The 12,986-nt window shown below is 61.5% G+C and carries 11 protein-coding genes; 3 read left to right on the top strand and 8 right to left on the bottom strand.

All coding sequences use genetic code 11. The features are described from left to right. Nucleotides 1-3: 3 nt before the first annotated feature. The 4 genes from B9Z50_RS15380 to B9Z50_RS15365 are packed head-to-tail and all read right to left on the bottom strand — an operon-like array spanning nucleotide 4 to nucleotide 4,134. On the bottom strand, nucleotides 4-1,257 hold the full coding sequence (locus B9Z50_RS15380) for a cyclopropane-fatty-acyl-phospholipid synthase family protein (RefSeq protein WP_108365626.1): 1,254 nt from the start codon (nucleotides 1,255-1,257) through the stop codon (nucleotides 4-6). A gap of 17 nt (nucleotides 1,258-1,274) precedes the next feature. Further along, nucleotides 1,275-2,192 (bottom strand): DUF1365 domain-containing protein, encoded by a 918-nt coding sequence (locus tag B9Z50_RS15375; RefSeq protein WP_108365625.1) that lies wholly within the window; start codon nucleotides 2,190-2,192, stop codon nucleotides 1,275-1,277. After that, complete coding sequence (locus B9Z50_RS15370) at nucleotides 2,189-3,508, bottom strand: NAD(P)/FAD-dependent oxidoreductase (RefSeq protein ID WP_108365698.1); 1,320 nt, start codon at nucleotides 3,506-3,508, stop codon at nucleotides 2,189-2,191. Before B9Z50_RS15370 ends, B9Z50_RS15375 begins: the two co-directional genes overlap by 4 nt. A 20-nt stretch (nucleotides 3,509-3,528) precedes the next feature. Next, nucleotides 3,529-4,134 carry a glutathione peroxidase gene (locus B9Z50_RS15365; protein WP_108365699.1) on the bottom strand — a complete coding sequence of 202 codons (606 nt, stop codon included), beginning with the start codon at nucleotides 4,132-4,134 and terminating at the stop codon, nucleotides 3,529-3,531. Nucleotides 4,135-4,296: 162 nt separating this feature from the next. Here B9Z50_RS15365 and B9Z50_RS18180 point away from each other — a divergent pair, with 162 nt between their 5' ends. After that, nucleotides 4,297-4,401 carry a DUF2256 domain-containing protein gene (locus B9Z50_RS18180; protein WP_370463086.1) on the top strand — a complete coding sequence of 35 codons (105 nt, stop codon included), beginning with the start codon at nucleotides 4,297-4,299 and terminating at the stop codon, nucleotides 4,399-4,401. Nucleotides 4,402-4,403: 2 nt separating this feature from the next. Next, entirely contained in the window at nucleotides 4,404-5,942 is a 1,539-nt protein-coding gene (locus B9Z50_RS15355) for a cryptochrome/photolyase family protein (RefSeq protein WP_108365624.1), read from the top strand. 10 nt (nucleotides 5,943-5,952) lie between these two features. On the opposite strand, the gene B9Z50_RS15350 is transcribed toward B9Z50_RS15355, so the two are convergent. Next, on the bottom strand, nucleotides 5,953-6,849 hold the full coding sequence (locus B9Z50_RS15350) for a LysR family transcriptional regulator (RefSeq protein ID WP_108365623.1): 897 nt from the start codon (nucleotides 6,847-6,849) through the stop codon (nucleotides 5,953-5,955). Nucleotides 6,850-6,933: 84 nt separating this feature from the next. Here B9Z50_RS15350 and B9Z50_RS15345 point away from each other — a divergent pair, with 84 nt between their 5' ends. Further along, the gene (locus B9Z50_RS15345) at nucleotides 6,934-7,941 is read left to right on the top strand and encodes a sodium-dependent bicarbonate transport family permease (protein WP_108365622.1); all 1,008 of its coding nucleotides are present in this window, start codon (nucleotides 6,934-6,936) and stop codon (nucleotides 7,939-7,941) included. 24 nt (nucleotides 7,942-7,965) lie between these two features. On the opposite strand, the gene B9Z50_RS15340 is transcribed toward B9Z50_RS15345, so the two are convergent. The 3 genes from B9Z50_RS15340 to B9Z50_RS15330 are packed head-to-tail and all read right to left on the bottom strand — an operon-like array spanning nucleotide 7,966 to nucleotide 12,896. Next, complete coding sequence (locus B9Z50_RS15340) at nucleotides 7,966-8,667, bottom strand: SDR family oxidoreductase (protein WP_108365621.1); 702 nt, start codon at nucleotides 8,665-8,667, stop codon at nucleotides 7,966-7,968. Beyond that, nucleotides 8,664-11,771, bottom strand: a complete 3,108-nt coding sequence (locus B9Z50_RS15335) for an efflux RND transporter permease subunit (RefSeq protein WP_370463085.1) — start codon at nucleotides 11,769-11,771, stop codon at nucleotides 8,664-8,666. Before B9Z50_RS15335 ends, B9Z50_RS15340 begins: the two co-directional genes overlap by 4 nt. A 9-nt stretch (nucleotides 11,772-11,780) precedes the next feature. Continuing rightward, a complete protein-coding gene (locus B9Z50_RS15330; protein WP_233249903.1) occupies nucleotides 11,781-12,896 on the bottom strand; it encodes an efflux RND transporter periplasmic adaptor subunit in 1,116 nt (371 codons plus the stop codon). Nucleotides 12,897-12,986 lie beyond the last annotated feature (90 nt).

The raw sequence follows: 12,986 nt of genomic DNA, 5'->3' as shown, positions 1-12,986 counted from the left end.
GCATCAAGCGGGTTTAACCAAAGTGAACTGGATCACGTCGATGTTGGCCTCGTCAAAAGCCGCTTCGCAGTACGCCAGATAAAACGACCACAGGCGAATGAAACGGTCATCAAATTTCAGGGTCCGTACGGTGTCGAGTTGCGCCATGAAGGCCTCGCGCCAGCGGCGCAGGGTCTCGGCGTAATCAGGGCCGAAGTTCAGCTCGTCCACCACCTGCAGCCCGGCCGCTTGCGCTTGCTTGCGAAATTCGCTGGGGCTGGGCAAGCAGCCGCCTGGAAAGATGTACTGCTGGATGAAATCTGTCGATTGCAAGTAGCGCTCAAAAAAGCGGTCGTCGATCGTGATGCTTTGCACGCAGGCACGGCCACCGGGCTTGAGCATGCGGCTGATGGTCTGGAAGTAAATGGGCCAATATTCTTGCCCCACCGCCTCGATCATCTCGATCGAGCAAACCGCGTCGTAAGGGCCGTCGTCGATGTCCCGGTAGTCTTGCAAGCGCAAGTCGGCGCTTTGCTGCACGCCGTGCGATTGCATGCGGGCATTGGCAAAGGCCAGCTGCTCGGTCGACAAAGTCACGCCCGTGATGCGCGCACCAAACTCGGTGGTAGCGGCCTCGGCCAAAGCACCCCAGCCGCAGCCGATCTCCAGCACGCGGTCACCCGGCTGGGCGTTCACCATGCGCAAGGCTCGGCGCACCTTGGCCTTTTGGGCTTCGGCCATGTCTTTGGTGTGGTCGCCCTCAAACCAGGCCGACGAATAGTTCATCGTGCCGTCCAGCCACAGCTCGTAAAAAGCATTGCCCAGGTCATAGTGCGCGTGGATGTTCTTGCGGCTGTTGCTGCGGTTGTTGCGGTTGAGCAAGTGCTTGACGCGGTAAAACAAACGCCCCAGCCAGTGGCCATAGATCGCGCTTTCAATGTGGTCCCGGTTGGCAATGGTCAAGCGCAGCAGAGCGGCCAAATCGGGCGTGGTCCAGTCGCCGGCCATGTAGCCCTCAGCAAAACCGATGTCACCCGATTTCAGCACCTCGGCACACATGTCCCAGCGGTGGATGTGCAAAGCCGCAAACGGGGCCTCGTGTGTGCCAAAGACCTGCAGGTTGCCATCGGGCGCGTGCACCGTCAGTGTTCCAATTTTCAGGCGCGTCAACAAGCTCAGCAAGCGTGCAGCGGCTTTGGGCAAGCTGGCGTGCGCAATGGTGGTGGCGCGGTTACCCAAGGCTTGGGTGTGGTCTGCAGTCTTCATCGAGGTCGGCATCCGGTGGGGTCCAGTGTTCATCGGGTCACAAAATCGCGGGGCGGTTCGGGCTTGCGCCAAAACGGTACTTTTTTCAGCCACAGCAAGAGGGCATGCCAGTGGATGCGGGCCACCACACCCAAGGTCAGCAGCGGAAAGCGCCACATCACGCGGCGCAGCGCGGCTGCCGTTGCGGGCTCCAGCACGCCGCTCCAACTGGTGTCGATCAAAGGGCCATCGGCGTCGCCATGGTCCACTCGCGCCACGATGCGGTCTTGCCCGTTGTGCTGTGTGCGCATGAATCGAAAGCGGTACTCGCCTTGCACATCACAAAAGGGCGAGACATGGAACACCTTGTGGGCCAGCATGGTTTGGCCGTATTGCGGCTCGGGCAACAGGTAGCAGTGGCGTTCGCCAAAGGTGTTGTTCACCTCCGCCACGATGGCGGCCAAGCTGCCGTCGGCGTGGTGCGCGTACCAAAAACTCACGGGCTTGAAAGCATGGCCCAACACACGCGGGAATGCCTGCAGCCAGACCTCGCCCGTGGCGTCCTGGATGCCCTCACGCTGCAGCAGCTCGTCCAGCCAGGCCAACGCGCCACCCCGCTCGGCGCTGCGGCCGTCGCCATGGTCGGCATCGTGGAATGCGAACCAGGCGCGGCGGTTGATGGCCAGTGCCAACGCCGGAGGGCCAGACACCTTCGGCATGGACTGCCGCGCTGCACGCGCAGTGACGGGATTTGAATAGGGCGCTGTCACCCCACCCCCTTCGTCATCGCGAGCGAAGCGCGGCGATCCCTCCCCCTGGTTCACTTGCAAGGCCTGCACACTGCGCATCGGCAGCATCAAAAACGCGGTCGGGTAGGCGAAAGCATGGTGCGCCGGGCGGTGGCGCGTGTGGCGCACCTGGCCCCAACCGATCAGGGCGGTGTGGGCATGGACCGGGGTGGGTGTCATGCGGCCAGTCTGTCCTGAACTGGGCTGGCCTGTTCATGGATCAGTTTGAGCAAAGCGCGGCCCACTTGCAGGCCCGATTTCAAGCCGTCTTCGTGGAAGCCATAACCCGTCCAGGCGCCGGCATACCAGGTGTGCTGTTGGCCTTGCAGCAAAGGCAAACGCTTTTGCGCCTCAATGGCAGCCAGATCAAACACCGGGTGGGCATAGTCGTACTCGCCCACGATGGTGGCCGGATCGATCTCGTGCAAGGGGTTGAGCGAGACCACCACGGGCTGCGCAAACGGGATGCGTTGCAAACGGTTGAGCAGGTAGTGCAGGCACACGCGCGAGGACTCGCGCTCGCTGCTGGCGGCGCGTTCGTAATTCCACGCGGCCCAGGTCTTGGGGTTGGCGGGCAGAACGCTGGCATCGGTGTGCAGCACGGCGCGGTTGTCTTGGTAGCGAATGGCCCCCAGCAAGCTGCGCTCATAAGTGCTGGGCTCGCGCAGCATTCCCAGAGCTTGGTCGGTGTGGGTGGCGATGACCACCTGGTCAAAGCGCTCGGCATGCCCGTCGGTGATGACACGCACGCCTTGTGCATCGCGCTCGATCAAGCGCACCGGGGAGTTCAGGCGTTTGTCGTGCACACCCGTCAGAATTTTCTCGACATAGTTTCGGGCGCCGCCGACCACGCTGAACCACTGTGGTCGATTCGTCACCTGGATCAAGCCATGGTTGTGGCAAAACCGGATCATGGTCGCCACCGGGAACTGCAGCATCTGATCGGTCGGGCAACTCCAGATGCAGCCCAGCATGGGCAAGAAATACCAATCGCGAAATGGCTCGCTGAACTTGTGCGTGCGCAAAAAGTCTGACAGGGGCTGTTGCAGCTCTTTTTCGCGCTGCTCTTTGGCGATGCGGGTGCACAGGGCGTTAAAGCGCATCACATCGGCCAACATGCGCCAAAAGCGTGGGTTGACCAAATTGCTGCGCTGCGCGAACACGCTGTTCAAGTCGGTGCCGCTCCACTCCAGCGTTTTGCCGTTCAGAGCGCCCGGCACCTTCACTGAAAACGACATGTCGGACGGCGCGGTCTCCACCTGAAGCTCGGCAAACAGGTTGATCAGGTTCGGGTAAGTGCGTTCGTTGAACACCAAAAAGCCGGTGTCCACGCCGTGCGTGACCATGCCTTGCGGCGTGGGCAGGGTCACGTCCACCGTGTGGGTGTGACCGCCAAAATAGTCGCCCGCCTCGAAGACAGTGATGTCGGCATGGTCTTTCAAGGTGTGGGCCACGGCCAGGCCCGAAATGCCCGAGCCGACGATGGCCAGTTTCATGCGCGGCTTCATCGTGGTGCTCATGGCTGGGCCTTCAGGGCTTTGTCGATGGCCGACAACAGGGTTTTGCTTTCGGGTCCGGTCATGCTGCTGTATTGGTCAATGACTTTGCCGTCGCGGCCGATCAGGTATTTGTGAAAATTCCAGCGGGGTTTTTGGCCGGTTTGTGCGGTCAGCTGTTTGAACAAAGGGGACGCGCCATTGCCCGTGACTTGGGTTTTGGTGAACATCGGGAACTTCACACCGAAGGTGCTTTCGCAAAAGGCTGCTATTTCTTTGTTGCTGCCTTTTTCTTGTGAAAAGTCATTCGAAGGAAAGCCAAGCACCACCAAACCTTGGTCTTTGTATTGGGTGTTCAGGTTTTCAAGGCCCTTGTACTGGGAGGTGAAACCGCAAAAACTGGCGGTGTTGACCACCAGCACCACTTTGCCTGCATATTGGCACAGCGACTGAGGCTTTTCGTCCTGCAACCGCTCAACCGTGTGGTTCAGGATGGCAGGGCAGGCCACCACATTGCCGGCCTTTTGCGGGCTGGCTTGCGCAGCTTCAAGCCCCAAGCCCAGCACGGCAGCTACCACGGCCAAAAGCAGGCTCGGACCCCATTGTTTTACCCATGAGTGGTTCATTTGCACTTCAAAATTCATTTTGTGACTGATCAGTTTAAACTCGTTTAACCACATTGTCACGCCAGCCCCTTTTCATTGGAGATGCACATGCCCAAAACCTCGGGTTTTAAAGGGAACAAACAGGATTTGCCCCAGAAACCTTGCACGGTTTGTGGCAGAGCCATGACCTGGCGCAAAAGCTGGGCCAAAAACTGGGACAACGTGCTCTATTGCAGCGACCGCTGCCGGGCCGACAAGGCCAAAAGCCCCATCGGCACCCGGGGTTGAACATGACACGCCACCTGATTTTGGTTTTGGGCGACCAGCTGGGCTGGGACAACCCGGCCTTGGCTGACTTTGACCCGGCCCAAGACCGTCTGTTGATGATCGAGGCCGACAGCGAAGCCGACGAAGTCTGGAACCACAAAGCGCGAATTGCCATTTTCCTGTCGGGCATGCGGCACTTCGCCAATGAAGCGCACCGCCGCAAGATGCCCTTCACCTATATGAAGGTCGACGACCAGGCCTTGCCTTTTGACTTTTCCGGTCGCTTGGCCCGCGCACTGCAAGAGCATCGCCCCCAAGCGCTGGTGGCAATGGAAGCTGGGGCATGGCGCATGGAACGGCTCATCGAAGACGCTGCAGCGCAGGCCCAGGTGCTGCTGCGCTGGGTGGGCGATACGCACTTTTTGTGCAGCCGAGCTGAGTTTGCCAAATGGGCGGGCGACAAAAAAGAGCTGCGCATGGAGTTCTTTTACCGCGAGATGCGCAAACGCCACGGCATCCTGATGGAAGGCAAAGAGCCGATCGGCGGCCAATGGAACTACGACGCTGAAAACCGCAAAGGCTTTGGCGCCAAAGGTCCGGGCACCGTGCCCCCGCCCGCCCGCTTTGCACCTGACCGCGTCACACAAGACGTGATCACATTGGTGCAAACACGCTTTGCCCATCACCCGGGGACGCTGGACCACTTTGCCTGGCCCGTCACCCGCGAAGACGCGCTGGTGGCTTTGCAGCATTTCATCGACCAGCGGCTTGAAAACTTTGGCGCTTGGCAAGACGCCATGTGGACCACGCTGCCTTTCGGCTGGCACGCGCTGGTGGGCAGCAGCCTGAATTTGCATTTGCTCAACCCGCGCGAGGTGATCCTGGCGGCCGAGCAGGCTTACCACGCACGCGGCTTGCCCCTGGCGAGTGTCGAGGGCTTTATTCGGCAAGTGCTGGGCTGGCGCGAGTTCATTCGTGGTGTGTACTGGCAAGACATGCCACAAATGGCCGAGGCCAACCACTACGGCCACACCCGCGATTTGCCCAAGTGGTACTGGACGGGCGACACTCACATGGCCTGCATGCAGGCCACCATTGGCCAAACACTGCAACACAGCTACGCGCACCACATCCAGCGGCTCATGGTCACCGGGCAGTTTGCGGTGCTGGCGGGCCTGTCACCCCAACAAGTGAGCGCCTGGTACCGCGCCATGTATGTCGACGCGGTGGAATGGGTGGAAACGCCCAACACCTTGGGCATGGCCCTGCACGCCAACGGCGGGCGCTTCACCAGCAAGCCCTATGTGGCCAGCGGCCAGTACATCAGCCGCATGAGCAACTACTGCAAAGGCTGCCGCTACCAACCCGAGGTGCGCACCGGCCCCAGTGCTTGCCCCATGACCACGCTGTACTGGGATTTTTTGATCCGCCACGAGAGCGACTTTTCCGGCAACCCGCGCACCGCGCTCATGGTCAAGCATGTGGGCAAGATGAGCGCCGAGGACAAGGCGCAGATCGGGCAGCAAGCCCATGCAACCAGGGCGGGGCTGGACAGCGTCTAAGAAGCCTGCGTCATTTGCGCCGACTGATCTGCTTGAGCACATGCTGCTTGAAGGCCAGCGCCAGCGGTGACAATTTTTTGCCCGCTGGGTAGACGATGTGCCAGGCCGAGGGCAGGGGAAAGCCAGCCACGTCGATCACGCTCACACCGTTTTCTTTCTGGTGGCCATGCAAGGCATGGCGCGAGACCAGGCCCACGCCCAAGCCTCCGGCCACGGACTCCTTGATCGCCTCGTTGCTGCCCAGCTCCAGCCGCACATCAGGTCGAAACTTCATGGACCGGAAAAACTGGTCAGCGGCCATGCGTGTGCCTGAGCCCTTCTCACGCAAGATGAAGCGGCGCTGCGCCAACTCGTGCAAAGGCACGGCGCTGCGTTTGGCCAGCGGGTCGGACGTGGGCGCGATCACCACGATGGGGTTGGGCATGAAGGCCTCGTCGCCCAAGTCCATGTCTTTGGGCGGCATGGACATGATGTAGAGGTCATCGAGGTTGCCCTGCAGGCGCTGCACCACGCCGTCGCGGTTCAGGATTTCGAGCGACACGTCGATGGCTGGATGCCGCTTGCAAAAGCTGCCAATCAGGTGCGGCATGAAGTACTTCGCGGTGCTCACCACCGCCACCCGCAGCTTGCCACGCGACAAGCCCTTGGCGGCGTCCACGTTTTGCTCAAACGCGTCCCAAGTCTGGGCCACGGCACGGGCGGTTTGCGCCAGCTCTTGACCCACCTCAGTCAGGTAGAGCTTTTTGCCCACCAACTCGTACAGCGGCAAACCCACGGATTCGCTGATGTCCTTGAGCTGCATCGAAGCCGTGGGCTGGGTGACGTGCATCACCTTGGCCGCAGCGCTCACGCTGCCAGTTTCGGCCAAAGCCAAAAACAAGCGCAATTGGCGGAAGCTGACATTCATAGGATTTTATCTATATTCAAAGGTCGAAGAATCGATTTTACAAGTGGCCCGTCGATTTCTATGATCGGCGCAAGGAACACCCTCATGCAAAATCTGATCGACCCGGCCATTCTCTTTTTCATCTTCGGCGTGCTGGCGGGCACCGTCAAATCCAACCTCGAAATTCCGCCCGCCATCTCCCGCTTCTTGTCCCTTTACCTGCTGATGGCCTTGGGCCTCAAAGGTGGCTTTGCGCTGTCGCAATCTGGCCTGACGGCCAGCGTGGGCATCAGCTTGGCTGCTGCGGTATTGCTGGCCATCGTTATCCCGCTCATCGGTTACACCGTGCTGCGGCGCTTTGTTTCAGGTTTTGACGCAGCCGCCGTGGCCGCCACGTATGGCTCGGTGAGTGCGGTGACGTTTGTCACGGCGGTGCAGACGCTGGAAAACCAGGGCGTGCCCTACGGCGGACACATGGCGGCGGCCATGGCCTTGATGGAGTCGCCCGCCATCATCTTGGCGGTGGTGTTGGCCAATTCATTGCGGCAAAAGCAGGCCTCGGGCTTGGTGCTGCAAGCGGGCGGTGCGGCCGCACTGGGTGGGCCTGCCGCACCCCATGGCGCGTCGGTGGGCAAGATCCTGCACGAGTCCTTCACCGATGGTGCGCAATTGCTGCTCTTGGGGGCCATGGTCATCGGCCTGGTCACGGGCGAAGCAGGTCAAGAAGCGATGGCGCCCTTTTCGGTGGACCTGTTCAAAGGCATGCTGGCCTTCTTCCTGCTCGACATGGGCTTGATGGCGTCGCGCAACCTGCCGCAAGTCAAAGGCCAGTCGCCCGTGCTGATCGCTTATGCGGTGATTGGCCCCTTGGTGCACGCGGGCCTGGCCTTGGGTCTGGCGTATGTCTTGAACCTCAACGCAGGCGACGGGGCCTTGCTCATGGTGCTTGCCGCCAGCGCGTCCTACATCGCCGTGCCCGCCGTGCTGCGCACCGCCTTGCCCGAAGCCAAACCCGCGCTGTATTTCGGGCTCAGCCTGGGACTGACCTTTCCGCTGAACATCGTGCTGGGCATCCCGGTTTATTTAGCAGTAGCCCAAGCCGTTCTGGCCTGACAGTGACGGGTTGTCTGTCGTTTCTTAGACCGAGCGCATCAAGCCGCCGTCAACACGGATGTTCTGACCCGTAATGTAGGCCGCGCCTTCTGAGGCCAAAAAAGCGATGGTCGCGGCCACTTCTTCGCTGGTGCCATAACGCTGCATGGGCACGCTTTCGCGGCGCTCTTCTTTGGCGGGCAAACTGTCGATCCAGCCGGGCAAGACATTGTTCATGCGCACGTTGTGCGCAGCGTGCTCGTCGGCAAACAGTTTGGTGAAAGCGGCGAGACCTGCGCGCGCCACCGCAGACGTCGGGAACATGGCGCTGGGCTCGACCACCCAGGCGCTAGAGATGTTGACAATGGCCCCCGCTTTTTGCTGGACCATGATGGGCGCCACACAACGCACGGCACGCACCACGTTCAAGAAATACATGTCGAGCCCCAAATGCCACTGCGCATCGGTCAGCTCCAGCACCGGGCCCTTGGGGCCGTGGCCTGCACTGTTGACCAGCACATCGATGCGGCCCCAACGCGCCATGGTTTGGTCGACCAGCTTTTGCAGGTCTTCACTCGATTGGTTCGAGCCGGTCAGGCCAATGCCACCCAACTCCCGCCCCAGCACCTCGCCCTTGCCGGACGAGGACAAGACCGCCACCTGAAAACCATCTTGCGCCAGTTTGCGAGCCGCAGCTGCACCCATCCCCGTGCCGCCGCCCACCACCAAGGCCACCTTGTTGCTCATGCTTTGCCCCTTGTTTGTGTGATTTTTCGAAACATGCGGCCTGACCACTGCCCCAAATCATCCAGATACGTGAACACCACCGGCACCACCAGCAAGCTCAGCACCGTGCTGGTGAGCAAGCCGCCGATCACGGCAATGGCCATGGGCGAGCGGAAGCTCGCGTCGGCCGCGCCCCAACCCACGGCAATGGGCAGCATGCCTGCGCCCATGGCAATCGTCGTCATGACGATGGGCCGGGCACGTTTGTGGCACGCGTCGAGCAAGGCATCCCAGCGGCTCATCGGCGGCACAGCGGGATGATCGCCCTCGGCGGGTTTGCCGCGCCGCGCTTCGATCGCGTACTCCACCAACAAGATGGAGTTTTTGGTGGCGATGCCCATGAGCATGATCAGGCCAATGAGCGAGGGCATGGAGAAGCTCTTTTGCGCGATCAGCAGACCCACAAAGGCGCCCCCCAACGACAACGGCAGCGCTGCCAAAATCGTGATGGGGTGCAAGAAGCCCTTGAACAACAGCACCAGCACGATGTAGATGCACAGCACGCCAATCATCATGGCCAGACCAAAGCTGGCAAAGAGTTCGCCCATGACTTCAGCGTCACCCACTTCGACGACCTTCACGCCCGGCGGCAAGCTTTGCAGAGCAGGCAGCTTTTGCACCGCCGCTGTCACATCACCCAGCGGCATGCCCGACAGTTCGATCTCGAAGTTGATGTTGCGCTGGCGGTCGTAGCGGTCAATGACCGCCGGGCCGCCCGCCACCTCGATGCTGGCCACCTGGCCCAGCATGACGGGGCCACGGCTGCCGGGCACCATGAGGCGCTCGAGCGTGGTCAGGTCTTGCCGGGACTCGTCGCCCAACTTCACAACGATGGGGACCTGGCGCTCCGACAAATTGAGCTTGGGCAGGGCCGCGTCGTAATCACCCAAGGTGGCCACACGCAAGGTGTCGCTGATGGCCGAGCTGGTCACGCCCAAATCGGCGGCCTTGGCAAAGTCGGGGCGCACTGCGATCTCGGGGCGAACCAAGCTGGCGGTGGACGCGATCGACCCCAAGCCTTGGATGGTGCGCAGGTCGCGCTCCACCGCCATGGCCGCGGTTTGCAGAGCCTGCGGGTCTTCACCCGTGAGCACCAGCACGTATTTCTCGCCCGAGCCGCCCAGGCCCACCTTGGTGCGCACCCCAGGCAGTTGCTGCAAAGCCACTCGGATGTCGTTTTCAATCGCTTGTTTGCGCGGACGTGTACCGCGCTCGGTCAACTGGATGGTGAGTGTGGCCTTGCGCACCTCGGCCGCGCCGCCGCCTGCAAACGGGTCAGAGCCCGCGCTGCCGCCGCCAATCGTGGTGTAAACGCTCTTCACATCGTTCACCGTCATGAGCAGTTTGCGGGCGTGCTCGGCGCTGGCCTGGGTTTGCGCCAAGGTCGAGCCCGGTGGCAGCTCCACATAAACCTGGGTTTGTGAGTTATCGTCTGGCGGAATGAAGCCCTTGGGCAGCAAAGGCACCAGCATGATGGAGCCGATGAAAAACAACGTGGCCAACACCATGGTGACCAAGCGGTGCCGCATGCACCAAGTGGCCCAGACCATGTAGCGCTTGAGCCAGCCCGGCTCGTGCGCGGCCGTGACAATGGGCTTCAAGATGTACGCTGCCATCATGGGCGTGAGCACCCGCGCCACCACCAACGAGGCGAACACCGCCAGCGACGCCGTCCAGCCAAACTGCTTGAAGAACTTACCCGGGATGCCGCTCATGAAGGCCGTGGGCAAAAACACCGCGATCAGGGTGAAGGTGGTGGCAATCACGGCCAGACCAATTTCATCGGCCGCCTCCATGGCCGCCTGGTACGGCGACTTGCCCATGCGCAGATGGCGCACGATGTTTTCCACCTCGACGATCGCGTCGTCCACCAACACGCCGATCACCAAAGACAGTGCCAGCAAAGTCACCACGTTGATGGAAAAACCCAAATACGCCATACCAATGAAGGCCGGGATGACCGACAGTGGCAGCGCCACTGCGGTGACAAAAGTGGCGCGCCAGTCACGCAAGAAAAGCCACACCACCAGCACCGCCAAAATGGCCCCTTCGTACAAGAGCACCAAAGAGCCGTCGTATTCCTCTTCCACCGGGGTCACGAAGTCGAAGGATTCGGTGATCTCGATGTCCGGGTTTTGCAAGCGGTATTCGGCCAGCGCCTGACGCACCAAGCGGCCCACGGCCACCTCGCTCTCGCCTTTGCTGCGCACCACCTCAAAACCGACCACAGGCACACCGTCCAAGGTGGCGGCTGAACGCGCATCGGCCAGGGTGTCACTCACCGTGGCCACTTGGTCCAGGCGAACGCTGCCACCACGCGAGGTGGCCAACTCGATCTGGCCCACCTCTTGCGCGGTTTTGACGGTGGCCAGCGTGCGCACAGGCTGCTCGCCCACGCCCAAATCCATGCGCCCGCCCGAGCCTTCTTGCTGCACCTGCTTGAGTTGACGCGACACTTCGGCCGCCGTGATGCCCAGCGCCTGCAAACGGTTCACATCGAGCGCCACGCGCACCTCACGCGTCACGCCACCCACGCGGTTAACGGCACCCACGCCGCGCAGCGACAAGAGCTTGCGGGTGATGTCTTTGTCCACCAACCACGACAGGGCCTCATCGTCCATGCGCGAAGAGCGCACGGTATACGCCAGCACGGGCGAGCCGGCCAAGTTGAGCTTTTGCACCACCGGGTCGCGCAGGTCGCCGGGCAAATCGGCCCGCACACCCTGGATGGCCGAGCGCACATCGTCCACCGCTTCTTGGCTGGGTTTTTCCATGCGGAACTCGGCGGTGATCGATACCGATCCGTCTTGCACCTTCGTGGTGATGTGTTTGAGGCCTTGCAGCGGCGCCAGCGCGTTTTCGAGCTTGCGGGCCACATCGGTTTCGAGCTGCGAAGGCGCGGTGCCCGGTAAGCTGGCCGTGATGGAAATCGTGGGCACATCCAGGTCCGGAAAGTTTTGCACTTTCATGGACCCAAAGGCGATGAAGCCCGCCAGCGTCAGCAGCACAAACAGCATGACGGCCGGAATCGGGTTGCGGATCGACCAAGAAGAGACGTTGATCATGACGTCCCTTTATTGGTTGGCAGAAGCTGACGGGGCTGCCGTAACGGCGGGTGCATCGACCACACGCACCGTGTCGCCATGGTTCAAAAACGCGCCGCCGCTGGCCACCACACGGGCATCGGCTTTCAAGCCACTGGTCACCTCGACCCGATCGCCGCTTTGGCGTCCGGTTTGCACCTTGAGCTGGCTGACTTTCTGATCAGACCCCACGGTGTAGACATAACTGAAACCGTCGCGCACCACCACCGCCGTTTGTGGCACGGTGAGTGCTTGACTTTGGCCCAGCGCGATTTCGCCTTGGGCGAACATGCCTGCTCGGGCGCTGCCAGTGGCGGCGGGCAAGTCGACATAAACCAGTGCGTTGCGGGTTTGTGCATCGACCGAGGGCGCAACCATGCGCACTTTGCCCTGCAGCAACTGGCCACTGGCGGCTTTGACTTGCACGGGTGCGCCCACCTGGATGCGGCCAATCTCGGCAGCCGTGACTTCAGCGCGCCACTCGATGCGGCCTTGGCGAATCAGGCGGAACAGTTCGGTGCCCGCACCCACCACACTACCCACTGTGGCTTGCCGCGCCGAGATCACGCCCGCATCGGGCGCACGCACCTGGGTTTGGGTCAAGCGCACGTTTTGCAACTGCACCACCGCGCGGGCGGACTGCACGCGGGCCACTGACGAGGCCTCAGCCGCCAGCGCTTGGCTCAATTGCGCGTTGCTGAAAAACCCCTGCTGCTGCAGGCTGCGGGCGCGATCGGCCTGGGCCTTGGCTTCTTGGGCGCTGGCGGTGGCTTCAGCGAGCATGGCTTCGGCATGCGCCAACTCGGCCCGCAAGCTGTCGGCCTGCAAAGTGGCCAGCACATCGCCGCGCTGCACCCGATCGCCCACGTTCACACGCACCTCGGTGATCTTCAGGCCATTGGCCTCGGCTCCAACAATGGCCTCTTGCCATGCGGCCAAGTTGCCGTTGGCACTGATTTTGTGCGTCCAATCGACCTTGAGCGGTTGGGCCGTGGTGACCGTGAGGCTGGGCTTGGCGGCGGCAGGGGCCTTCTTATCGTCTGCGGCCCACACAGGGATCGCCAAGGCCAAGGCCAAAGTGGCCAGCATCCATTTCGGGAGATTCATCATGTCATCGCTTCCTGAGATTGCCCCTGAGTTTACTGAACCATTAGATGGCTGACGCACACACGGGGCTTAGCGAATCATGAATTAAAG

Source organism: Limnohabitans sp. Bal53 (genome assembly GCF_003063355.1).
Taxonomy (GTDB): Bacteria; Pseudomonadota; Gammaproteobacteria; order Burkholderiales; family Burkholderiaceae_C; genus Limnohabitans_A.
Note: the sequence above shows the minus strand (reverse complement) of the source record. Positions and strands in the feature narration are given on the sequence as shown.